Annotated in this window: 27 protein-coding genes; 5 read left to right on the top strand and 22 right to left on the bottom strand. The window is 68.2% G+C overall.

Annotated features, from left to right (window positions below; genetic code table 11):
• The first annotated feature begins 64 nt into the window (after positions 1 to 64).
• The gene (locus tag BGP17_RS22125; RefSeq protein WP_286713631.1) at positions 65 to 1,057 is read left to right on the top strand and encodes a phytanoyl-CoA dioxygenase family protein; all 993 of its coding nucleotides are present in this window, start codon (positions 65 to 67) and stop codon (positions 1,055 to 1,057) included.
• A gap of 33 nt (positions 1,058 to 1,090) precedes the next feature.
• Here the strand turns inward: BGP17_RS22125 and nadA are convergent, their stop codons facing one another.
• The 9 genes from nadA to BGP17_RS22080 form a co-directional block, all read right to left on the bottom strand.
• Positions 1,091 to 2,110, bottom strand: coding sequence for a quinolinate synthase NadA (gene nadA / locus BGP17_RS22120; RefSeq protein WP_167298021.1), 1,020 nt, complete (start codon positions 2,108 to 2,110; stop codon positions 1,091 to 1,093).
• A 60-nt stretch (positions 2,111 to 2,170) separates the two neighbouring features.
• Positions 2,171 to 2,929 carry a hypothetical protein gene (locus BGP17_RS22115; protein WP_286713630.1) on the bottom strand — a complete coding sequence of 253 codons (759 nt, stop codon included), beginning with the start codon at positions 2,927 to 2,929 and terminating at the stop codon, positions 2,171 to 2,173.
• A 75-nt stretch (positions 2,930 to 3,004) separates the two neighbouring features.
• The gene (locus BGP17_RS22110; RefSeq protein ID WP_243857097.1) at positions 3,005 to 3,727 is read right to left on the bottom strand and encodes a DUF4230 domain-containing protein; all 723 of its coding nucleotides are present in this window, start codon (positions 3,725 to 3,727) and stop codon (positions 3,005 to 3,007) included.
• Positions 3,709 to 4,578 carry an MBL fold metallo-hydrolase gene (locus BGP17_RS22105; protein WP_286713629.1) on the bottom strand — a complete coding sequence of 290 codons (870 nt, stop codon included), beginning with the start codon at positions 4,576 to 4,578 and terminating at the stop codon, positions 3,709 to 3,711. The genes BGP17_RS22110 and BGP17_RS22105 overlap by 19 nt, the downstream gene beginning before the upstream one ends.
• Positions 4,579 to 4,720: 142 nt before the next feature.
• On the bottom strand, positions 4,721 to 6,322 hold the full coding sequence (locus BGP17_RS22100) for a M56 family metallopeptidase (RefSeq protein WP_286713628.1): 1,602 nt from the start codon (positions 6,320 to 6,322) through the stop codon (positions 4,721 to 4,723).
• Entirely contained in the window at positions 6,319 to 6,687 is a 369-nt protein-coding gene (locus BGP17_RS22095; RefSeq protein WP_086128724.1) for a BlaI/MecI/CopY family transcriptional regulator, read from the bottom strand. Before BGP17_RS22095 ends, BGP17_RS22100 begins: the two co-directional genes overlap by 4 nt.
• 637 nt (positions 6,688 to 7,324) lie before the next feature.
• Positions 7,325 to 7,651 carry a Grx4 family monothiol glutaredoxin gene (gene grxD, locus BGP17_RS22090; protein ID WP_167298018.1) on the bottom strand — a complete coding sequence of 109 codons (327 nt, stop codon included), beginning with the start codon at positions 7,649 to 7,651 and terminating at the stop codon, positions 7,325 to 7,327.
• A 5-nt stretch (positions 7,652 to 7,656) separates the two neighbouring features.
• Positions 7,657 to 7,896, bottom strand: coding sequence for a BolA family protein (locus tag BGP17_RS22085; RefSeq protein ID WP_086128722.1), 240 nt, complete (start codon positions 7,894 to 7,896; stop codon positions 7,657 to 7,659).
• A complete protein-coding gene (locus tag BGP17_RS22080; RefSeq protein WP_137861509.1) occupies positions 7,896 to 8,219 on the bottom strand; it encodes a DUF1476 domain-containing protein in 324 nt (107 codons plus the stop codon). Before BGP17_RS22080 ends, BGP17_RS22085 begins: the two co-directional genes overlap by 1 nt.
• 119 nt (positions 8,220 to 8,338) lie before the next feature.
• Between BGP17_RS22080 and BGP17_RS22075 the strand changes: the two genes are divergently transcribed.
• Positions 8,339 to 9,199 carry a hypothetical protein gene (locus BGP17_RS22075; protein ID WP_286713627.1) on the top strand — a complete coding sequence of 287 codons (861 nt, stop codon included), beginning with the start codon at positions 8,339 to 8,341 and terminating at the stop codon, positions 9,197 to 9,199.
• 3 nt (positions 9,200 to 9,202) lie between these two features.
• On the opposite strand, the gene BGP17_RS22070 is transcribed toward BGP17_RS22075, so the two are convergent.
• The 12 genes from BGP17_RS22070 to BGP17_RS22015 form a co-directional block, all read right to left on the bottom strand.
• On the bottom strand, positions 9,203 to 10,198 hold the full coding sequence (locus BGP17_RS22070; RefSeq protein WP_286713626.1) for an NADPH:quinone oxidoreductase family protein: 996 nt from the start codon (positions 10,196 to 10,198) through the stop codon (positions 9,203 to 9,205).
• A complete protein-coding gene (gene leuD / locus BGP17_RS22065; protein WP_286713625.1) occupies positions 10,161 to 10,790 on the bottom strand; it encodes a 3-isopropylmalate dehydratase small subunit in 630 nt (209 codons plus the stop codon). Before leuD ends, BGP17_RS22070 begins: the two co-directional genes overlap by 38 nt.
• A gap of 146 nt (positions 10,791 to 10,936) precedes the next feature.
• Positions 10,937 to 12,379, bottom strand: a complete 1,443-nt coding sequence (leuC, locus tag BGP17_RS22060) for a 3-isopropylmalate dehydratase large subunit (protein WP_286713623.1) — start codon at positions 12,377 to 12,379, stop codon at positions 10,937 to 10,939.
• A gap of 77 nt (positions 12,380 to 12,456) precedes the next feature.
• On the bottom strand, positions 12,457 to 13,293 hold the full coding sequence (locus BGP17_RS22055) for a cytochrome c (protein WP_286713622.1): 837 nt from the start codon (positions 13,291 to 13,293) through the stop codon (positions 12,457 to 12,459).
• Positions 13,294 to 13,376: 83 nt separating this feature from the next.
• Positions 13,377 to 14,339: an NAD-dependent epimerase/dehydratase family protein gene (locus BGP17_RS22050; RefSeq protein ID WP_286713621.1), complete on the bottom strand. Its 963-nt coding sequence runs from the start codon at positions 14,337 to 14,339 to the stop codon at positions 13,377 to 13,379.
• A gap of 20 nt (positions 14,340 to 14,359) precedes the next feature.
• A complete protein-coding gene (locus BGP17_RS22045) occupies positions 14,360 to 14,578 on the bottom strand; it encodes a hypothetical protein (protein WP_286713620.1) in 219 nt (72 codons plus the stop codon).
• 185 nt (positions 14,579 to 14,763) lie between these two features.
• Positions 14,764 to 15,447, bottom strand: coding sequence for a ferritin-like domain-containing protein (locus tag BGP17_RS22040; RefSeq protein ID WP_167298011.1), 684 nt, complete (start codon positions 15,445 to 15,447; stop codon positions 14,764 to 14,766).
• 78 nt (positions 15,448 to 15,525) lie between these two features.
• Positions 15,526 to 16,176 (bottom strand): 3-oxoacid CoA-transferase subunit B, encoded by a 651-nt coding sequence (locus BGP17_RS22035; protein WP_167298010.1) that lies wholly within the window; start codon positions 16,174 to 16,176, stop codon positions 15,526 to 15,528.
• A gap of 3 nt (positions 16,177 to 16,179) precedes the next feature.
• A complete protein-coding gene (locus BGP17_RS22030) occupies positions 16,180 to 16,500 on the bottom strand; it encodes a hypothetical protein (RefSeq protein ID WP_167298009.1) in 321 nt (106 codons plus the stop codon).
• Positions 16,497 to 17,567 (bottom strand): HAD family acid phosphatase, encoded by a 1,071-nt coding sequence (locus tag BGP17_RS22025; RefSeq protein ID WP_286713618.1) that lies wholly within the window; start codon positions 17,565 to 17,567, stop codon positions 16,497 to 16,499. The genes BGP17_RS22030 and BGP17_RS22025 overlap by 4 nt, the downstream gene beginning before the upstream one ends.
• Positions 17,564 to 18,283 (bottom strand): CoA transferase subunit A, encoded by a 720-nt coding sequence (locus BGP17_RS22020; protein WP_167298008.1) that lies wholly within the window; start codon positions 18,281 to 18,283, stop codon positions 17,564 to 17,566. The genes BGP17_RS22025 and BGP17_RS22020 overlap by 4 nt, the downstream gene beginning before the upstream one ends.
• Before the next feature lie 104 nt (positions 18,284 to 18,387).
• Complete coding sequence (locus BGP17_RS22015; protein WP_286713617.1) at positions 18,388 to 18,663, bottom strand: hypothetical protein; 276 nt, start codon at positions 18,661 to 18,663, stop codon at positions 18,388 to 18,390.
• Positions 18,664 to 18,880: 217 nt separating this feature from the next.
• On the opposite strand from BGP17_RS22015, the gene BGP17_RS22010 reads away from it, so the two are divergent.
• On the top strand, positions 18,881 to 19,417 hold the full coding sequence (locus tag BGP17_RS22010) for an outer membrane protein (RefSeq protein ID WP_286713616.1): 537 nt from the start codon (positions 18,881 to 18,883) through the stop codon (positions 19,415 to 19,417).
• Between the two features lie 81 nt (positions 19,418 to 19,498).
• Positions 19,499 to 19,777: a DUF1294 domain-containing protein gene (locus BGP17_RS22005; RefSeq protein WP_167298006.1), complete on the top strand. Its 279-nt coding sequence runs from the start codon at positions 19,499 to 19,501 to the stop codon at positions 19,775 to 19,777.
• 93 nt (positions 19,778 to 19,870) lie between these two features.
• Here BGP17_RS22005 and BGP17_RS22000 read toward each other — a convergent pair whose 3' ends face one another.
• Positions 19,871 to 20,623 carry a glutathione S-transferase family protein gene (locus BGP17_RS22000; protein WP_208413368.1) on the bottom strand — a complete coding sequence of 251 codons (753 nt, stop codon included), beginning with the start codon at positions 20,621 to 20,623 and terminating at the stop codon, positions 19,871 to 19,873.
• 41 nt (positions 20,624 to 20,664) lie between these two features.
• On the opposite strand from BGP17_RS22000, the gene BGP17_RS21995 reads away from it, so the two are divergent.
• On the top strand, positions 20,665 to 22,317 hold the full coding sequence (locus tag BGP17_RS21995) for a thiamine pyrophosphate-binding protein (RefSeq protein ID WP_286713615.1): 1,653 nt from the start codon (positions 20,665 to 20,667) through the stop codon (positions 22,315 to 22,317).
• Positions 22,318 to 22,335 lie beyond the last annotated feature (18 nt).

The following is a 22,335-nucleotide window of genomic DNA, read 5'->3' as shown; positions in this document are numbered from 1 at the left end:
AACCGCGCGGGATCGGTTCGAACCCGAGTTGACCGGGATGCGGCGCGCATAGCAGGCTGCCTCCATGGCCGATATCGAACCCGCCGCGCTGCCCGAGGTCCGCCGGCTGCGCGCCTATTGGGAACGCCGCGTCGCGCATCGGTCGTCGCCGCCCGAGGAGTGGATGGCCGACAAGCTGTTGCTCGACGCATTGGGCCTGGGCCTGGAGCAGACGCTACAATTTCTGGGCCGCGAACAGCCCGATTTCGAGGCCTTCCGGCGCTGGATCGTCACCACCGCGGGCCGGCCCGACCCAGTGACCATCGCCCGCTATCATGCCGCGATCGCCGGCGCCCCGCCTCCGCCGCAAGTCTCCGCCCAGCTCTCGCGGATCGACGCGATGCCGGCGGTGCTCGATGCGGCGGACCTCGCCCATTGGGATGCGCAAGGCTATGTGATCCTGCGCGGCGCGATCACGCCCCGGGAAGTCGAAGCGGCGGCGGCCCTGCTCTGGGAAGCGACCGGGGCCGATCCGGCCGATCCGACAAGCTGGCATGGGCCGCGCACCAACGGGCTGATGGTCCAGCTTTTCCAGCATCCCGCATTGGAGGCGGCGCGACGCGCACCGCGGGTGCACAAGGCCTTTGCCCAGCTCTGGGGCACGAGCGACCTGTGGTCGCGCATCGACCGGATGAGCTTCAACGCGCCGCTGCGCACGCCTTGCAGCTTCGCCGCACCGCGGCTGCACTGGGACGTGAGCCTCGTCCCGCCGATCGCCTTCGCGACGCAGGGCATCCTCTATCTCTCCGACACCGCTGCGGACCAGGGCGCGTTCGAGCTGGTTCCCGGCTTCCACCATCGCCTGGTCGAATGGCTGGCCGCGCTGGGCGACGCCGATCCGCGAACGGTGGATCTCGGCGACCGGGCCGTGCGCGTCCCCGCGCGTGCCGGCGACCTGATCATCTGGCGGCACGACCTGCCGCACGGCGCCAGCCCGAACACGGCCACGCAGCCGCGGCTCGCGCAATATGTGAACTATTATTCGGCGGAGATGGGCATCCAGCCGGCGTGGCGGTGAGCCGGCCCCTCCCCTTTTGGGAGAGGCGCAGGTTCAGCGCTTCCCGGCCGGATCGCCGCCGATCGCGCCCAGATCGCCCTGCCCCACCGTGCCCGCCGCCATTTCGAGCATCCGGTCGAGGCTCTTCTTGGCCTGGAGGCGCAGGCCCTCCTCGATCTCGATGCGCGGCGTGAGGTCGCGCAGCGCGAGGTAGAGCTTCTCCATCGTGTTGAGCGCCATATAGGGGCAGATGTTGCAATTGCAGTTGCCGTCGGCACCGGGCGCGCCGATGAAGGTCTTGCCCGGCATCGCCTTCTCCATCTGGTGGATGATGTGCGGCTCGGTGGCGACGATCAGCGTATCGCCCGGAACGGTCTGCGAGAATTCCAGGATGCCGCGGGTCGAGCCGACATAGTCGGCGTGATCGAGCACGTGCGGCGGGCATTCGGGATGCGCCGCCACGGGCGCGCCGGGGTGCTGCGCCTTGAGCTTGAGCAGTTCGGTCTCGCTGAACGCCTCGTGCACGATGCACACTCCCGGCCAGAGCAGCAGGTCGCGCCCCACCTTGCGCTTGAGATAGCCGCCCAGATTGCGGTCCGGGCCGAAGATGATCTTCTGGCTCTCCGGGATCTGCGCGAGGATCTTCTCGGCCGAGCTCGAGGTGACGATGATGTCGCTGAGCGCCTTAACCTCGGTCGAGCAGTTGATATAGGTCAGCGCGATATGGTCCGGATGCGCGGCGCGGAAGGCGGCGAACTGCTCGGGCGGGCAGCTGTCCTCCAGGCTGCACCCGGCATTCATGTCGGGCAGCACCACGATCTTGTCCGGCGAGAGGATCTTGGCGGTCTCGGCCATGAAGCGCACGCCGCAAAAGGCGATCACTTCCGCATCGGTCTCCGCCGCCCTGCGGCTGAGGTCGAGGCTGTCGCCGACGAAATCGGCCAGGTCCTGCAGCTCGGGCTTCTGATAATAATGGGCGAGGATGACGGCATTGCGCTCCTTGCGCAGCCGGTCGATCTCCGCACGAAGGTCGAGCCCCGACAGGCTCCCGCCGATACCATTGCGCGCGTCCATGCCTAACACTCCCTTGCCCGCGCCGCACATGGCCCGGCGGGCGCGCGGGTTCAAGGTCGATCAGGGAAAGTGCGCAGCAAAGGCGCGATCGGCACCGGGCGAGCCCGCCACCACGGCACGCGCCACCGATTCGCCGAACGGGGTGAACGCGATCGCCTCGCCCAACGCGAAGGTGGCGATCATCGCGCCGAGCCCCCAGAGCCAGGCCGGATGCACCCGGCCAGTGCGCCGCCGGTCGACGGCCATGCCGATCAGCGGGAAGATCGCCGGGGCGAGAAGTGCCGCGACCAGCCACGACCAGGGGATCATGAACGGCACGGGCAGGATCCGCCCGAAGCCCGGCCCGGTGATCGTCGCCATCGAGCAGAGCATCAGCCGGCGATGCCAGTCGGAGCGGCCGCGCATCGAGAATCCCGCAAGGGCCAGCCCGGCGAAGCAGAACAGGCCGGCGGGATTGCCGAACAGGAACTCGGGCAACGCAAAGAAGGGCGGCCCGCCATGATCGCGCACCGCATAGAGCGTGATCGCCAGCCCCATCGCCACCATTGCCGGCACCCAGGCCAGCGCGATCCAGCCGAGCCTGCGGTGGATCGCCGCGTTCCCGGTGGCGATCAGCAGGTTCTGCGCCAGGTAGATCAGGATCCAGCCCATGAAGACAAAGGCATGGACATGATAGATCAGCGGCAGGCCGAAGCTCGACCGGCCAAGCGCCAGGTTGAGCGAGAAGCCGCCGACGATCACCGCGATCATGGCGAGCGACAGGATCAGGAAGAAGCGGTCGCGCTGGACGCGCGGCATCGGTTCGGCGAGAGTCGCCATGTTCAGTCCCCCAACTGAAATATGCAATGCCGTGAAGGTAGCGCATTCGGGCCGGCCGCTCAACGGCGCGGCCGCTCACCATTTGTTGGCGATCACCTCTTCGGGCCGGCGCGATTCGTCCCAGCGCTCGGTCGGGCGGTTCGCCTCGTCGGGGAAGATCACCTGGACATCGGCGGCGATGCCCGTCGCCCGGAGCGGCATGGTGAAGCTGCGCTCCACCGCGCGCCGCGTCGCATCGCGCGCCATGCGCATATAGGGCCCCGACTGGGCCTGGCGGAGCAGCTCCTGCTGGCCGGCCTTGCGATTGGCATCGTCAAGCTTGCCGCCGACATCGGTGACCGAGAGCAGGATGCCGCCATTGTCGTACTGGCGGACCTGGTCGAGATCGACGTCCGGGCCCATTGCTTCGACGGCCGGCAACCGGACGGTCAGCAGCTTGTTCTGCGCGTCCCAGGTCACATCCTCCTGGCGCAGCTTCGACAGGTCTACCTCATAGCGGACGCTGCCCGGCATGATCATCGTCTTCTGCGCGGTGAGGCCGAGCTGGCTCTGCTTCGACGTGACCACTGCGACGAACTTGGCCGCGAAGGCGGACAGCCGGTTCTGCTCGCGCAGCCCCTGCAGGCTGGCCTGCGCCACCGTCTCCGGCGTCGGGCCCTGGAACTGCCGCTTGATCGTATCGCCCAGGAACCAGAAGCCGGCCCCCATCGTCAGGACCACCGCCAGCACGATCACGAGGGTGACACCGAACAGCTTGAGGCAGCCCCCGCCGCCCTGCTTCACGCTGTCGTCTTCCAAACGCCGTCCTCCTCGATGACGAGCCCGCGGTCGCGCAGGTCGATCAGATGCGCGAGCACCGATCGTCCGGCCGCCCCGTTCAGCCGGGGATCGAGCCCAGCATACATGCGCTCGACCATGGCGGGAACCGCGCCGACATCGGCCTTGAGCAGGCGCAATATCTGCCCCTCGCGCTGCTTGCGGTGCCCGATCAGCCCGCGCACGAAGCGGTGCGGCTTCTCGATCGGCTCGCCATGCGCGGGGAAATAGATGCGGTCGTCCTCGCGCGCCATCAGCTTGTCTAGGCTGGCCATATAGGCGGCCATATCGCCGTCGGGCGGCGCGACCACGGTGGTCGACCAGCCCATGACATGGTCGCCGCAGAACAACGCACCGCTCTCGGGCAGCGCGAAGCAGAGGTGGTTGGAGGTATGGCCAGGCGTGGCGACCGCCACCAGCGTCCAGTCCGGGCCCGAGACCCTGTCCCCGTCGGCGAGCACGCGATCGGGGGCATAGCCGGTATCGAACGCGGCATCGGCACGCGGGCCGGCATCCTCGAGCGTGAGCGGGGCGCAGCCGATGATCGGCGCGCCGGTCGCGGCCCGGAGCGGCGCGGCGGCGGGGCTGTGGTCGCGATGCGTGTGGGTGCAGAGGATCGCCGTCACCCGGCGCCCGCCGATCGCCGCGACCAGCGCCGCGAGGTGGCGCGGATCGTCCGGTCCGGGATCGATCACCGCAAGCTCGGAGGTGCCGACCAGATAGGTCTGGGTGCCGGTATAGGTGAAGGGCGAGGGATTGGGCGCCAGCACCCGCGTGACCAGCGGATCGAGCGCCATGGCCAGGCCGGTCGGGGCATCCGCGATGATGTCCATGTCCCCGAAATGGCCTTTGCCGCGCCGCAGCGCAAGGCCGGCCTGAAAAACGGAAACGGGACCGGCCGCGAAGGAGATCGGCCGGCCCCGTCGAAAGGCGTTCGTGAAAGGGGCTTTTTGACGAACGCCCTTCCCCTCCATGTCACTTGTCGTCGGCGGCGCTCTTCTCGACTTCGGCGATCGCCTCATCGATGCCCTTCAGCGCCTTGGCGCGCTGCTCGGCGCTGAGATCGGACTGGCTCTCGATCGAGCGCCGGGCCATGCGCAGGCCCATCATCGCGCTGCGCATGCCCATCCGCTTGGCGTCGACCGCCGCGCGTTCGGCATTGATCGTGATCTTCTCGATCCGGTTGGAGCAGACGATCATCACCTTCTTGCCGTCGCGCTCGAACTTCTCGACGACGGGCTTGCCGTCCGCGGTGTCCGCGCACTTGCCGTTCCGGACCTCGGGCACGCTGGCGCGGATCGCGTCGATATCGGGCATCTTCGTCTCGAACGAAGAACCGTCGGCACGCACCATCACGATCTTGGTGACGCGCTTGTCGTCCTTTTCCTTGCCCCCCTCGGTGGAGCGATAGACGTAGCGCTCGACCCGGGCCGGAGCCGCGGGCGCTTCCGGCGCGGCGGCGGGCGCCCGCGGAGCGGCCGGCTCGGCCGCAACCGGCGGCGCCGGCGGCGCGGGTACGTCCTGGTCCAGCTTCACGCCGGTGACGGTCTCCACCTTCGCCTTGATCTGCTCGGCGGCCTGCGTGCCAGAGGCCGTGAGGCCGAGGGCGGCGAGGCCGAGCGCGCCGGTGCCGATCAGGCCGGTGGCGAGACGGGCGGGGGTATTCTTGTGGGTCTTCGAAAGCATGCGTAGCCTCCCTTTGACTTCGTTGATCGTGTGCAAGTGACATGCCGCCGAGACCGCACCCCCATGCGCGGACTTGACGATCGCACGGCCATAGGCATGGCGCAGTGCCTGGGCGCGGCCGGCGAGCACCAGGGCGTCGCAGGCCATTTCCTGGTCGGCGCGGAAGGCGCGGAACGCCCTCCAGGCGACCGGATTGAACCAGTGGATGGCGAGGACGAACAGGGCGACCCAGTTCGCGATCAGGTCCCCGCGGACATGATGGCCAAGCTCATGGGCCAGCGCGAGATCGCGCTCCTGCTCGTCATAGCGCTCGGTGAAGTCGCACGGAAAGGCGACGTATTTGCGCAGCACGCCGAAGGCGAGCGGGCCGTGCACCGCATCCGTCTCGATCACGCGCACCTTGCCCTGCGCCACGGTGCGATCGACGCGGGCGGCCCTGAGCAGGCGCGCGCAGTGGCGGCGATGGGCGATCAGGTGCCAGCCGAGAAAGGCCAGCGCGCCGATCGCCCACAAGCCGATGCCGAGGATCAGCAGGCTGGGCCCGCTCGCGCCATAGGTGGGCGCGACCAGCGCCGCAGTGGCGGGATGGCTGCCGGCACTGATCTCGACGATCGTCACCGCGCTCCTGTCGATCCCGGTGGGCAGCGCCTCCGGCCTGATCACGCCGGTGACGATCCCGGGTACATCCGCCTCGCGGACGAAGGGAGCGATCAGGCTGGTGAGCTGCCAGTCGCCCGGCAACGGCGGCAGCAGCATCCGGATCACGGGGATCGCCCACAGCGCATAGGCCATTTGCGGCCCGAACGCGCGGCGGACGGGCGCGCGGACGGCGAGCACCAGCAGCATCAGCAGCGTGGTGGCGACGAAGGTCTCGATGAGCCAGCCGGTCATTGCTTGAGCTCCTTCAGCAGGGCCTCGATCTCGGCGATGTCCTGGTCGGTGAGTTCGTCGCGCTCGGCGAGATGCGCGACCAGCGGCGTGAGTCGGCCGCCGAAGAGGCGGTCCATCAGCTTGCGCGACTCCCCGGCGACATAATCGCCGCGCACCACCAGCGGGCGATAGAGGTAGCGACGCCCCTCCTCCTGATGCGCGATGATGTTCTTGGCGAGCAGGCGGCCGAGCAGGGTCTTGACCGTATTGGCGCTCCAGCCGCGCTCGGCCGGCACGCGCTCGGCCACTTCCTGGGCAGTGAGCGGCGACTCTTCCCACAGCACTTCCATCACGGCGTGCTCGGCGTCGCTGATCCGTTCCGTCATCGGGTCCCTCTTTCGCTCGACTACTGTTGTAATCGTTACGATTACGTCTGTAGTCAAGCGGGTGAACGCCGGCTGAACGAATTCTGTCGGATCTTTGATATGCCCTTCGCCCTCAGGGCCGGAAACTGTCGGAACGGCTTACAGCTGCGCGAGAGGGTTAAGAGCCGATAACCAGCATGAGGCGCAGAAATCCGCGGTCGGGGCGAACTGGCACGGGGGCTGCAGGATATAAGGCACCCCAAGCGTTCAACGCTTCATTTCAGGGTGGGTCGACCGCTACTTTCCCCGGTCTCGCGTCGACCCACCCGACCCGGGTCTTCCCAGAACGAATCGATCGGATGCCGTCCGCCGCCTGATTATGGCACGATCGCCGCGGCGAGATCGCCACAAGAAGCCGACACGCTCGCCATCTCGGAGCGTCGGCGCCGGCAGCGGGCTGGGGCAATGAAGAAGGATGACGATCATCCCCTTCCCTTCAGGCAAGGGCTCGATGGCCGTCATCCCCGCACAGGCGGGGATCCAGAGTCACGGACGATGCGGCAGAGAAACCCTAGGTCCCCGCCTGCGCGGGGATGACGCAACAGGGATATTTGCCTGAAGGAGATAAGTGCCGGGAAGGATCGGTCGCCGGCCGCGCTCAGGCGGCCGCACCCTTCTCGGCCAGCAGCTCGCCCAGCTCGCCGCTCTCGAACATCTCCATCATGATGTCCGAGCCGCCCACGAACTCGCCCTTCACATAGAGTTGCGGGATGGTCGGCCAGTCGGAGAATTCCTTGATCCCCTGGCGGATGCCCTGGTCCTGGAGCACGTCGACGCTTTCGAACTCCGCGCCGAGATGGTTCAGGATCGCCACCGCGCGGCTGGAGAAGCCGCATTGCGGGAAGAGCGGGCTGCCCTTCATGAACAGCAGCACGTTGTTGCTGTCGACCAGCGCCTGGATGCGCGCCTGGGTATCGTCGGTCACTTCGCTTACTCCTCGAGCGGCGCTTCGGTGGTGAGCTGGAGCGCGTGGAGCACGCCGCCCATGCGCCCGCCGAGCGCGGCATAGACCGCCTGGTGCTGGCGCACCCGCGGCATGCCCTTGAACATCGGCGCGACCACGCGCGCCGCATAATGATCGCCGTCACCGGCGAGATCGGTGATCTCGACCCGGGCATCGGGGATGCCGGCCTTGATCAGGTCCTCGATCTCGGCGGCAGCCATCGGCATCAGGCTTCGCCCATCAGCTGGCGGCGCGCCTCGACCGCCTGCTCCTCGAGCGCGCGGCGCACGGTGGCGTCGTCGGTCTCGATGCCGGCGGCGAGCAGGTCGCCGAGCAGCTTGCGGATCACGTCCTCGTCGCCCGCTTCCTCGAAATCGGCCTGGACGACCGCCTTGGCATAGGCGTCGGTCTCTTCCGGGGTCAGCTTCATCTGCGCGGCGGCCCATTGGCCGACCAGCCGGTTGCGGCGCGCGGTGACGCGGAAGGCCATGTCCTCGTCGCGCGCGAACTTCGCCTCGAATGCCTTTTCGCGATCGTCGAACGTGGTCATTGCAATCCCCTATATGGCGTTTGGTGCGGAGATAGGGAGAACGCAGCGCAACCGCAACCGACGGTTGCGCCCATCGCCGGATGGTGCATCCTGCACCCAGGACCAAGGGGGGAGGCATCATGAAGATCGGAATCGCCGCGCCGCTCGCGCTCTCGTTGCTGGGCGCTGCGCCACCCCTGCCGCAGAAGGCCCCCGGCGAGACATGCAGCGTGCACTATTCCCGCATCCTGCTCGGCAGCTACGAGCAGCCGACCGCCAAGCGTACGCTCCCGGCATTGATGGTCGCGGGCACCGCCTCACCCGGCGGCCAGGCGTTCAACTTCTTCGACGACGACGGCTTTCTCACCCTCGCCATGCTGGTTTCGGCATGGCAGGCGGGCGGCCAGACTGCCGCCAATCTGACGGCCGACGTCACGGTCGATCGCGGCGACATTGTCCTGATGGAATATGTCAGCCGCGTCGGCAGCGGCTATTTCCAGGCAATTCTCGACTATGCCGCCACCCGGAACGACCTCACCGCACAGCAGGTCATCGAGGTGGATCAGGCCAAGGCCCAGCTCGCCCTGTTCCAGCGCATGGGCACGCAGGCACGGGCAAGCCTCGCGGCCAATGGCGGCGACGGGACGAATCCCACCCTGCCTCGGCATTTCATCACCGATCTCGGCGGCTATCTCGAAACGCTGCGCCCCTCGGCAAGCCAGGCCGTCAACTCGCACTACAACGACCTGGCGACACAGAAGACGAGCCGCCTCTGCGATCCGGGCGCGCCCAGCGCCTTGCTCGGACGGATGCTGTGCGACCGGAATCTCGGCACCGGGGCCGTCCGGGCGACGCCCTATTGCCGCTCATCCGCCGGGATCACGTCGCCGGCACGAGCGCTGGTATGTGAAGTGCATGGGGTCGACGGCAAGTCGAGCGCGACCAATTGCACCGACGGTGCCGGCGGGAAGAGCGTTCCCGCTGCCCCCGCCGGCGACTAGCCCTCAGATCGTCACCACGACCTTCCCGATCACCTGGCGCGCGGCCATCTTGGCGATCGCCTTGCCGCCATCGGCCAGCGCGAAGGTCTCGGTGACCCTGGGCGCGATCCTGCCCTCGCCCCACAGCCGGAACAACTGCCCGACATGCGCCGCATTGGCCTCGGGATCGCGCGCCGCGAAGGCGCCCCAGAACACACCGCACACGTCGCAGCTCTTGAGCAGGGTGAGGTTGAGCGGCAGCCTGGGGATACCCGCCGGGAAGCCGACCACCAGATAGCGCCCCTGCCAGCCGATCGCCCGCAGTGCCGGCTCGGCATAGTCGCCGCCCACCGGATCGTAGATCACGTCCGCACCCTGCGGACCCAGCGCCGCCTTGAACTGCTCGGCCAGCGCCCTGGACTGGTCCTTGTCGAACGGCGCCCGGCCATAGACGAGCGCCGCGTCCGCGCCCGCCGACCGGGCCGCCGCGGCCTTCTCCTCCGAGGAGACCGCCGCCACCACGCGCGCGCCGAACGCCTTGCCGAGTTCCACCGCCGCCAGGCCGACGCCGCCCGCCGCACCCAGCACCAGCAGAGTATGCCCTTCCCGCAGATGCCCGCGATCGAGCAGCGCGTGGATCGTCGTCGCATAGGTGAGCAGCAGCGCGGCGCCTTCCTCGAAGCTGCGGCCCTCGGGCAGGCGGAACAGCCGCACCGCCTCGATCGCCAGCTTGCTCGAAAGCCCGCCATGGCCCGTCACTGCGATCACCCGGTCGCCCACCGCCCAATCGGCCACGCCCTCGCCCACGCTTTCGATCACGCCGGCGATCTCGCCGCCCGGCGCGAAGGGGCGCGGCGGCTTGAACTGGTACTTGTCCTCGATGATCAGGAAGTCGGGATAGTTGATCGCGCAGGCCTTCACCGCGACCACGACCTGCCCCCTGCCCGCCACCGGATCGGGCAGATCCTCCAGGATTAGAGTATCAGGTCCGCCCGGTTGCTTCGAAAGCAATGCCTTCATTCGCCGTCTCCACCGCGAGCCAGGGGCGATCCTTTGCCATCCCGGCTTCGAATTTCGAAATCGCGGTATCTTGTGCCAGCGTCATGCCGATCTCGTCCAGCCCTTCCATCAGGCATTGGCGGCGAAACGGGTCGAGATCGAAGGCGAAGCGATCCTGATAGGGAGTGGTGACGGTCATCGTCTCCAGGTCGACGGTGACCTCGTCGGTCCTGGCGACCTCGACCAGCCGGTCCACCGCTTCCTGCGGCAGCACCACCGGCACGATGCCGTTCTTGAAGGCGTTACCCGAGAAGATGTCCGAGAAGCTCGGCGCGATCACGGCCTTGATGCCGAGATCGGCGAGCGCCCAGGCGGCATGCTCGCGGCTCGATCCGCAGCCGAAATTGTCGCCGGCGACGAGCACGGGCGCGCCCGCATAGCGCGGATCGTCGAAGACATTGCCCGGCTGGGCGCGCACGCTCTCGAAGGCGCCCTTGCCCAGCCCCTCGCGCGTGGTGGTCTTCAGCCAGTGCGCCGGGATGATGATGTCGGTGTCGATATTGCTCGCGCCCCATGGATAGGCGCGCCCTTCGACCTTGCGAACGGCTTCCACGCTACACAACCTCCCGGATCAGCGGGTGGCCGTGATCTCCGCCCGGGCCTCGACCGCCTTGCCCGTGGCCGCATAGGCCGCGGCCAGGCCGCTCAGCACCGTACCCGCAATCAACGCGACTAGCGCCCGCTTCATAGAACATCCCCTTACGCATCCTCCGACATCAGCTCCCTGACATCGGTGAGGCGTCCCCGGATCGCCGCTGCCGCCGCCATTGCGGGCGAAAGCAGGTGCGTCCGCGCCCCCGGACCCTGCCTCCCTACGAAATTACGGTTCGAGGTGGAAGCACAACGTTCACCGCTGGGAACCTTGTCGGGGTTCATCGCGAGACACATCGAGCAGCCCGGTTCGCGCCATTCGAACCCGGCCTCGCGGAAGATGCGGTCCAGCCCCTCCGCCTCGGCCTGGCGCTTGACCAGGCCGGAACCCGGCACGATCAGCGCCTGGCGGATACGGTCGGCGACGTGATGCCCCTTCACTACCGCCGCAGCGGCGCGCAGGTCCTCGATCCGGCTGTTGGTGCACGAGCCGATGAAGACATGCTCGATGGGAACGTCCTCCATCCGCGTGCCCGGGACCAGCCCCATATAATCCAGCGACTTCTGCGCCGCGGCTCGCTTGGCGGGGTCCGCGAAGCTCTCCGGATCGGGCACGGCGCCGGTGATCGGCACCACGTCCTCCGGGCTGGTGCCCCAGGTGAGCGACGGCGCGATGTCGCTGGCCTGCAGGACCACGCTCTTGTCGTACGCGGCGCCGGCATCGCTGGGCAGCGTCCTCCACCAGGCTACGGCCTTGTCCCACGCCTCGCCGGCCGGTGCCATCGGGCGCCCCTTGAGATAGGCATAGGTCGTCTCGTCGGGCGCGATCAGGCCCGAGCGGGCGCCGCCCTCGATCGACATGTTCGAGACGGTCAGCCGCCCCTCGATCGACATGCCGCGGATCACGTCGCCGGTGAACTCGATGACATGGCCGGTGCCGCCGGCCGCGCCGATCCTGCCGATGATCGCCAGCACCACGTCCTTGGGGCTCACGCCGAAGCCCAGGCTGCCGTCGACCCGGATCTCGAGCGTCCTGGACCGTTTCAGCAGCAAGGTCTGCGTGGCGAGGACATGCTCGACCTCGCTGGTGCCGATGCCGAAGGCCAGAGCGCCCAGCGCGCCGTGCGCGGAAGTGTGGCTGTCGCCGCACACCAGCGTGGCGCCGGGCAGGGTGAAGCCCTGTTCGGGCCCGATCACATGCACGATGCCCTGCCGCGCATCGAGCGCGTCGATATAGGGCACGCCGAACTCCGCCACGTTCCCGCGCAACGCGGCGAGCTGGCCCGCGCTTGCCGGATCGGCGATCGGCAGCATCTGCCCCGCGGCATCCGCGCGCGGCGTGGTCGGCAGGTTGTGATCGGGGACCGCGAGCGTCAGGTCCGGGCGGCGCACCGGCCGCCCCGCCGCGCGCAGGCCGGCAAAGGCCTGGGGGCTGGTCACCTCATGGACGAGGTGGCGGTCGATATAGATCAGGCAGGTTCCGTCGTCCCGGCGCTCGACCACATGGTCGGCCCAGATCTTCTCGTAAAGGGTACGCGGTTGAGCGGTCATGCGGGCGCTTTAGTCGATTCTTGCGCACAGGCAAGCGTTTGTGCAATTTTCCATCGCATAGTTGAACTATTCTCCGGTCAGCGGCCCAGCCGCGCCGCCTCGCCCCTCAGATAGGCATGGAGCGCCGCGATCTCCATGTCGCCGAGCGCATGGGTCGCCTCCCGGGCGACGACCGACATGCGCCCGACATCGTGGCCATGCCGCCCCGCTCCGGCGCGCCACAGCCTGCGGAAAGCCGCGGGATCATAGCCGGCGGCCTTGGCCGCCAGCGCGGGGGCGACCGGACCGTCGCCCAGCGCATGGTCGTCGCCCAGCCGGTGGCATGCGGCGCAGGTGGTGTCATAGACATAGCGGCCGGTCTCAGGCGGGCGATGCGCCGGCGCAAGCCGGACGGTGCGACGGCTTTCCTCGAAGCCGCCGGTCAGCATGCCCAGGCGCGGCAACGGGCCGTAGCTGGTCTCCGCCCGCGAATCCCTCGCGTCCGGCTTCAGCGTGCGCAGCCAGGCAATGATCCGGCCGAGATCCTCGTCGGCCCAGCTGCGCAGCGCCTGTGTCGGCATGAGGAAGAGCGAGCCGCCGTCGCGCTTCACGCCGTAGCGGATCAGCCGGACGAGCTCGGCGTCCGAATACCCCGCGAGCTTGCGGGCGAGGGCCGGCGGCGCGATCGTGCCGTTCAGCCGGTCGCTGGCCCAGACGCGCCCCTCGCCATTCCGGCCGTGGCAGCCGCGGCAGCCCGCCAGCGTGGCGAGCCTGCCCCCCTCCGCGACCGCCGCCGGATCGCGGGGAATGGCGATCCTGTCGTCCGGCGCGGCGTGGCTGCGTTCGATGATCCATTCGGAACCGACGAAGAGCCCGGCCGCCAGCACGATCGCGATCGCCACCAGGGCCTCGAACAGCTTCACCACATTGCGCATCGGATTCCCCCCGGATTCCCGGGCGCGATCCAGAGCCTAGTTTCGTTACACCGCCGCGACGAAGCCCATCCGCCCCTTGCGGGTCACGCAGCGCCCGTCGGCTCCTTGGGCGAGACATAGGCCGGATCATGGGCAAAGGGCAGCGGCCGCCCCGTCCGCAGCGCATCCAGGACTTCCGCGAACCCGGTCTCGCACCGGAAGCCGAGGCGGCGTTCGGCGCGCGCGGCGTCATATATGCGGCCGATGCTCGCGGGGAGTTCCCAGCCCCGGGCACGATATAGCTCCGTGGCGTCGGGGAAGTGGCGCGCGATCACCGCGCGCGCATCGGCCTTGAGCGCGGCGCAGTCCGCACGCGCAAAGGGCGTGGGCGCCGAGACGATGAAGACATCGAAGCCGATCTCCGGTGCCTTTTCGAGCGCGCACAGATGGGCCCTCGCGGCGTCTTCCGCGGTCAGCCGGCGATGCAGCAGCTCGTTGGCCTTCATGTTCTCGCCGGAAAGCCCGCGATGGGTGTCGTCCTCCTCCGGGAAGAAGCGGCTGGTGCGCAGCACGACGCAATTGAGCCCGTCGTTCAGCCAGGCCAGCCGGCAGAGCTGCTCGGCGGCGAGCTTGGTGACCCCATAGATGTTGCGCGGCTCGATCGGCCCCGAATCCTCGTCGAGCCATGTCGCCGCCTCCCCGGCCTCGTCGCGGATCGCCTGGCTGATCATCAGCGACGTGGTGGAGGTGAAGACGAACCGGTCGTGCCCGGCCCTGGCCGCGGCCTCGAGCAGGTTCAGCGTACCGGCGACGTTGACGTCGACGAACGCCTGGGCCGGATAGCGCGCGATGTCGGGCTTATGCAGCGCGCCGCCATGGATCACTGCGTCGATCCCGCGTTCGGCAAAGACCCGGTCGACCAGTGCGCGGTCGGCGACCGATCCGATCACATCGGTGTCCGCGCCCGGCGCTATGTCGAGCCCGGTGACGGCATGCCCTTCCGCACGAAGCAGGGGTGCGAGAAAACGGCCGAGCCAGCCGGACGAGCCCGTCAGGAGAATGTGCATGGGCGCTCGATAGACGAGCGTCAGCTCCGCTGCCAGTCCGACACGAGATAGCGGCACGACGGCGCGGTCCAGTGCGTGGAGAAATGCGCGGCGCCCGCCTCGCGGCCATGGGCGGCACGGCCGAGGCCGCGCCCCCGCTGCGCCTCGGCCGCGGCATCGCCATGCTCGAGGCCGGTCGACAGATCCATGGCGGCAAAGAAACAGATCAGCCCGGTCAGGCCGCAGACCATCCTACGCATGCACAAACCCCGTTACGCCCGTGCGCCGATATCCCGGCACACCCTCTCCGGCAGGTTGCAGCAGTGCGACCTTGATGCTGCGGCGAACTCCCATGCATCGGATGGGCGGGCCGTGCCGCAATGTTGCGACGAATCCGGACATGCCGGCGACCATGCCGCACGCATGCGCGTCGAAAGCGGCAGGATCAGGCCAGGCTGGGGATGGCGGAAGCGCGGGCCTCCGCAGGTTCGCGCGCATCCGCCCATTCGGTGCGGCGCCTCACGCCCGGATTGAGGAACAGCACCGGCAGCTTGAGGAACAGCAGCTCGGAATGGATGAACCCGTCGATCGCACGCTCCCACCATCGGGGATCGCGCTTGCCGTTCGCCTTGAGCCAGCCATCATAGGGCGCCCAGTGGCTCGGCTCGTCCTTCTCGATGACCCGGAAGATCTTCATCAGCACCTTGTCGTGCCGCACCAGCGGATGCCGGAGCAGGACATCGACCTGCTTGTAGCCGCGCCGTTCGGTGAGGGAGATCACCCGGCACAGCTTCTCGAACTGCGCGTCGTCATCGATCACCGCCTGGGTATCGAGCTCGTCGATCGTGCGACGGAACATGATCTCGACGAACCGGTCGATATGCCCGCAGGTCCGGTCGACCTGCAGCGGCATCTTGCCCTGCAGCTCGAACCAGCGCTTGAACATCACATAATGCTTGCGCTCGTCGGCCCGGTGCTTCTCGATGGCGGCGATCAGCGCATGATCGTCGGGTGCCCGCGCCTTAACTGCCTCGAGCACCCGGTCGATGCTCGTGTACCCGCGATGCTCGTTATAGATATAGATCGAGCCGAGCAGGTCGAGATAACGGCGGCGGAACCATGCTAGCATCGAAGAATGCTACGCCTTTGTTTCCGCCCCCGCCAGCCGGGCGAAGATTAATTCGCAGTCATGTGGCCATGCCGCCCCTCAAGCGGCGACCAGCGCCACTTCGTACTTTGCCGTCGTCTTCTCCGCGACTTCCGCTTCGGTGACGCCGGGCGCCAGCTCGACCAGGCGGAAGGGCGAATCATGATCCGCGCGCTGGAACACCGCGAGGTCGGTGATGATCATGTCGACCACGTTCCTGCCGGTGAGCGGCAGTTCGCAGCTCGGCACGAACTTGGGATCGCCGTTCTTGGAATTGTGCTCCATCACCACGATGATCTTCTTCACGCCCGCGACCAGGTCCATCGCGCCGCCCATGCCCTTGATCATCTTGCCGGGGATCATCCAGTTGGCGATGTCGCCGGTCTCGCTGATCTCCATGGCGCCGAGCACGGTAAGGTCGATATGGCCGCCGCGGATCATCGCGAAGCTCTGCTCCGATCCGAAATAGGCCGACTGGGGCAGTTCGCTGATCGTCTGCTTGCCGGCATTGATCAGATCGGGATCGACTTCGTCGTCATAGGGGAACGGCCCGATGCCGAGCATGCCGTTCTCCGACTGGAGCGTGACTTCCACGCCGTCGGGAATATGGTTCGCCACCAGCGTGGGAATGCCGATGCCCAGGTTGACGTAGAAGCCGTCCCGCAGCTCCTTCGCGGCGCGTGCCGCCATTTCATCGCGTGTCCAGGGCATTTCTCAGTTCTCCTCTGCGCCGTCGGCCACCAACCGGGCGCGCTCCTCGTCAAATCCCCGCCAGATTCCTTGCAGTACCTCGGCCTCCGGCAGGCCCGTGTGTGCGGAATAGCCGGCTGCGGCGGTCTGGACACACTCGACGAGCAGCGAGCCAAGCAGTTCCGGCGGCCAATGCGTCATGGTGCCGACGATGCTGAACGAACGGCCTTGCTCGGCGCTCACCCAAAATCGGGCCAGCTCGAAATAATCATCCGTCAGGCCCGCATGCCCCTCGAGCGGAAGGGCGCCGGGATGCTCCGGCTCGGATCGGCGCAACCAGCTCATGGTTTCGCCGCCTCGGCCGGATCGGCCCATTGCTTGTCCTTGGGGAACACCTCGTCCATCCCGCCCTTCAGGCCGGTGCCGTAGACGGGGTTGGGCAGGATGAACCAGCCATGCCCCCAGAGCGGCGCGATCAGCGTGTTGGCAGTGGTGTTGCGCCGGGCGGAAACCGACAGGTCCTTGGCGTTGAACAAGTCGCTGAAGTCGCCGAGCTGGTCGCCGCCCATCGCGACGATGCAATAGCGCTCGGCGATCTTCCAGCGCCGCTCGTCCTTGCCGCCGGGCGCGGCGTCGTCGCGCAGGATCAGCGTGTCGCCGAGCGTCACCGGCCCCAGCCCGGCACGCTCGAGCGCCCGGATCGTGAAGGCGGCGGTGCTCGCCGAGCGATTGGTGTTGTAGATCACGGTGACGCCGTCGCCGCGGATCGCCGCGATCGTCTCGGCGGCGCCGGGCACCGCCTCCACCTTGTCCGCCCCGGTTTCCTCCCAGCGCGCCCAGCGGGCCTGGTCATAGCCGGGCCCGCGCCGGGCGGCATCGCTCTCGAAGCCCAGGTTGAGCAGCACCGTCTCGTCCACGTCGAACACCACGGCGAGCGGGCGCTTGCCGCACGTCTCGAACCGCGGCGAAGTCAGCGTCGAATCGCGCGTCATCACGACCGAGGTGACCTGGCTCTTGTCGCGGCGGAAGCGCAGCTCGCCATGGACATAGCTCCACAGCGCCGCATAGGCTTGGAGGCTGAGCGCCGAAGCCTCGCCCGAGCCGTAGAGGAACTGCATCTCGGGCGGCACGCTTCCCGGCACGGGAGCCGGCACCGCCGGCAGCGCCGACACGCCGCCCGGCGGCGGCAGCGCGGTCAGGTTGGTGACCTGGATCTTCTTGCCGTCCTCGGTCTCGAAGACCTGGCCCGGCTGCGGCGCCGGCCGCTCCGCCTTGCCCTTCTTGCGCTTGTGGTCCTGCGACGTCTTGATCACGCCCACCGCGGCGCCGAGCGGCACCGCCGCCGCGGCGACGCAGCCCGAAAGGCCGCTCGCGGCAAGCGCGAGGCCCGCGATCGCGCAGACGCGGCTCACGCGGCCCCCTGGGCCTCTGCGCGGGGACGGGTGGTCCGGAACTCGATCTTCTTGTCATAGGGCGCGCCGACGATCATGCGCTTCACATAGATGCCCGGCAGATGGATCTGGTCGGGATCGAGGCTGCCCACCGGCACCACTTCCTCCACCTCGGCGACGCAGATGCGCCCCGCCGTCGCCATCGGCTGGTTGAAGTTGCGCGCGGTCTTGCGGAAGATCAGGTTGCCAGCCTCGTCGGCCTTCCAGCCCTTGATGATCGACAGGTCGCTGCGGATGCCGCGCTCGAGGATATATTCCTCGCCGTCGAAGACCTTCACTTCCTTGCCCTCGGCCACCTGCGTGCCGACGCCGGTCCTGGTGTAGAAGCCCGGAATGCCCGCCCCGCCCGCGCGGCAGCGCTCGGCCAGCGTGCCCTGGGGGCAGAATTCCACTTCGAGCTCGCCCGACAGATATTGCCGCTCGAACTCCTTGTTCTCGCCGACATAGGACGAGATCATCTTCTTCACCTGGCGCGTCCGCAGCAGCTTGCCCAGCCCCTCGCCGTCGATGCCGGCATTGTTCGAGGCGATGGTGAGGTCCCGGGTCCCGGCATCGCGGATCGCATCGATCAGCCGCTCGGGAATGCCGCACAGGCCGAAACCGCCCGCGCAGATCGTCATGCCGTCGAACAGCAGCCCTTCCAGCGCTGCTTCGGCGTTGGGGTAGAGCTTCTTCATCCGCGATTCTCTCCTGACTTCGCCGGGGGCGATAGTCCGGCGCGGAAGGTCCGGTCAAGCGAACCTGAACCGGCTTTCAACTTCGCTGCACCGCACCATGGGCATCAGGGATCATAGGGCCAGGGGTTCGAGCGCGCGCGGGAGCCCTGGCGGAGCAGTTCCTCATTGGGGTCGCCCTCGGTGGAGACGTAGCGGCCCTGCGCCGCATCCCATTGCTCGGTCGGCGCGCGGTCGCGCCGCTGCTCCTCCGCCCGGCGCCGGCTTTCCGCGGCGGTATGCGCGTTGACGCGGCGCATCTGGCGCCACATCGCCCGCATCAGCAGGAAGGTGAGGCCAAAGACGATGACCACCCCGGCGAACGGTAAAAGCATATCCCCCATGGCCGCATGCTAGAATGGAGCGGTCCGGCACCGCAAGCGCGCATCGTGCTTCGGGCCCAACATGAACGGAACGTGATCGGAACCGGCGGTGTGGCACAAAGGCAACACGGCAGGATTGTAATTAAATTGCCATATTGCACTGCGGAATCGGAGGCCTACGTAGAGGCCCGGATGGCCATCCGAACCTGAGTATCAAAGTCCAAAGGTAGGAAAAGAAATGCGAATTCTCGCAACGACCGCGCTCGCCCTCGTGGCGGCCACCGCAACCCCCGCCCTCGCGCAGGACGGCACCTTCCAGGGTCCGCGCGCCGAAGTGATCGGCGGCTGGGACCGCGTGAACGGCGATGGCGACGGCAAGTCGGGTTTCGTCTATGGCGGCGCCATCGGCTATGACCTGCAGCGCGGCAAGGCCGTGTTCGGCGTCGACGCCGAAGTGACCGGCTCGACCACCAAGGCCACGGACGCCGGCGTCACCGTGAAGGCCGGCCGTGACCTGTATGCGGGCGTCCGCGCCGGTGTCGCCGTCACCCCGACCACCCTGGTCTATGCCAAGGGCGGCTACACCAACGGCCGCATCACCGGCGAGACCGGCAACGTCCGCGTCTCCGACAATCTCGACGGCTTCCGCCTGGGCGCCGGCGTCGAGCATGCCTTCGGCCAGCGTCTCTACGGCAAGGTCGAGTATCGCTACTCGAACTACAGCCAGGACGTGGAGCGCCACCAGGTGCTCGCGGGCCTCGGCGTCCGCTTCTGATCTTCCGATCCGAGCAGGAAGGGGCCGCGCGGGCAACTGCGCGGCCCTTTTCCGTTTACGGTTCCGCTGCGATAGCGCCACATGCTCGCAGCCCTTCTCGCATGGATCATCGGCGTGAACCTGTGGACGGTGCTGCGCTTCCGGCAGGACAAGCGCCGCGCCGCCGCCGGTGCGCGCCGCATTCCGGAGGCCCATCTGCTCCGGCTCGCGCTGCTCGGCGGCACGCCCGGCGCGTTCGCCGCGCGGCGGCTGTTCCGCCACAAGACCCGGAAGCAGCCCTTCTCCACGCATCTCATGCTGATCGCGGCCGCGCAGCTGGCCGTCGGAATCGCGCTCCTCTTCCTGTGGCTCCGGAAATAGGCGCCTGGGTCGGGGGCTCATATTCCTTCAATCGTCATCCCCGCCTTCACGGGGATGACGACAGAAAATCAGATACTTGTTTGGGTTCGCAACCTAGGGCCCATCCCCCAGCATGATCGAACGGTGCGGTTCGCGCCCGCCATAGCTTTGCTCGGCTACCTTCGCCCCTGCCGCGCGCAACGCGCCCGGCCGGTCCGGCGAGCGCACCCCGACGATCGCGGCTTCGAACTTCATCGTCCCCGCAAAGGCCGGCACCGCCCGCACCCGCTCGAGCCAGCCCGCCGTGCGCGGCCAGCGCGCCGCGTCGATCTCGAACCCGGCGAGCGAGGCGTTGCGGAAGAAGCACGCATAGGTGAAATCCGCGGTGCAGACATGGTCGAACAAGAACCCGTCCGCCGGTGCCCGCGCCTCGATCCAGTCGAGCGCTTCGGGCAGGTCGCGGGTCGTCACCTGCGCGATCAGGGCATGATCGGGCTCGCGCTTCCACACATAGGGGACGATCGTCTTCTGGTAGAAGAGCCGCCAGATGATCAGGTCGCCCAGCCGGCTGTCGGCATATTCCTCCATCCAGCGCGCGCGGGCGCGATCGGCGGCGCCCCGCGGCATCAGCGGCGGCGCGGGCCAGCGCTCGTCGACATATTCCGCGATCACCGTCGAATCGTTGAGCACCAGCTCGCCGTCGATCAGCACCGGGATGCGGCGCAGCGGGCTGACCCGGGTGAACGCATCGGTGCCGTAGAAGGGCACGATCGGGTCCAGCTCATAGTCGACGCCCTTGTGATCGAGGGCGACGAATACCTTGCGGGCATAGGGCGACACATGATTGCCAATGATCAGCATGGCCATGGGGGTTACGCTTCCCGCCCCGGCCGGTCTAGAGATAGGCCATGACCGCGAAACGAACCGGGGGCCGGATCCTCGTCGACAACCTGGTCGCACAGGGCTGCGACCGCATCTTCCATGTGCCGGGCGAGAGCTTCCTCGCCGTATTGGACGCGCTGCACGACGTGCCCGCGATCGACGTGGTCACCTGTCGCCAGGAAGGCGGCGTCGGCTTCATGGCCTGTGCCGATGGCGCGATGACCGGCCGGCCCGGCATCGCCTTCGTCACGCGCGGGCCGGGCGCGACCAACGCCTCGATCGGCGTGCACGTCGCCATGCAGGATTCGCAGCCGATGATCCTGTTCGTCGGCGATGTCGACCGCGGCATGCGCGACCGCGAAGGCTTTCAGGAGATCGACCTGCCCGCGATGTTCGCCCCGCTCGCCAAATGGGCGACGCGGATCGAGGACGCGCGCCGCATCCCGGAATATGTCGCCCGCGCCTGGGCAGTGGCCACCTCCGGCCGGCCGGGCCCGGTGGTGATTGCGCTGCCGGAGGACATGCTGTGCGACGCGGTCGAGGCGCTGGACCGCCCCGCCCTGGCGCCGCCGCTCCAATCGCCCGATTTCGTCGAGGTCGACATGCTCTACGACGAACTGCGCAAGGCGAAGCGCCCGGTCGCGATCGTCGGCGGCGCCGGCTGGGACGGCGAAACGGGCGAGGAGTTCGCCAGGTTCGCCGAACGGATCGGCCTGCCCGTGGCAGGCGCCTTCCGCCGGCAGGACGCGATCCCGAACAGCTCCCCTGCCTGGGCCGGCAATCTCGGCTATGGCCCGAACCCGAAACTGGTCCAGCGGATCCGGGAGGCCGACCTGCTGCTCGTCGTCGGCGCCCGCCTCGGCGAGGCGACGACCGATGGCTATGCCCTGATCACGCCCGACCATCCGGGCCAGACGCTCGTCCATGTCCATCCCGATCCCAATGAGCTCAACCGCGTCTATCTGGCGGACCTGCCGATCTGCGCCCGCCCCTTCGAATTCGCGGCGACGCTGGCGGCCGACGAGGAGATCGAGCTGCCCCGTTTCGACGCCGAGGCCGCGCACGCGGAATGGCGCGAATGGTCCACCCCCGCGCCGCGCGACGGCGTCGCCCTCGACCTGGGCCAATGCGTCGCGGCGATGCGCGCGGCAATGCCGGCGGACACGATCATCTGCAACGGCGCCGGCAATTTCTCAAGCTGGTGGCACCGCTACTGGCCCTATGGCCCGCAGCCTTCGCAGCTTGCTCCCACCGCCGGCGCGATGGGCTATGGCGTGCCCGCCGCGGTCGCCGCCGCGCTGCGCTTCCCGGAGCGCGCGGTGGTCGCGCTCGCGGGCGATGGCGACTTCCTGATGAACGGCCAGGAACTCGCCACCGCCGTCCAGCACGGCGCCGACCTGATCGTCCTCCTGGTCGACAATGCGGCCTATGGCACGATCCGCATGCACCAGGAGCGCGAATATCCCGCGCGCCTGTCGGGCACGACGCTGCGGAATCCGGATTTCGCCGCGCTCGCCCGCGCCTATGGCGGCTGGGCCGAGACGGTGGAGACGACCGCGCAGTTCGCGCCCGCGCTGGACCGCGCCCTCGCCCGGTCCGGCCTGCGCCTGCTCCACCTCAAGACCGATATCGAGTTCATCACCCCGGGGCTCACCGTCTCGGGCCTCAGGCGCAAATAATCCCGCCGGCGCACGGCC

This window comes from Sphingomonas sp. 67-41, from assembly GCF_001899725.1.
GTDB lineage: Bacteria > Pseudomonadota > Alphaproteobacteria > Sphingomonadales > Sphingomonadaceae > Sphingomonas > Sphingomonas leidyi.
Note: the sequence above shows the minus strand (reverse complement) of the source record. Positions and strands in the feature narration are given on the sequence as shown.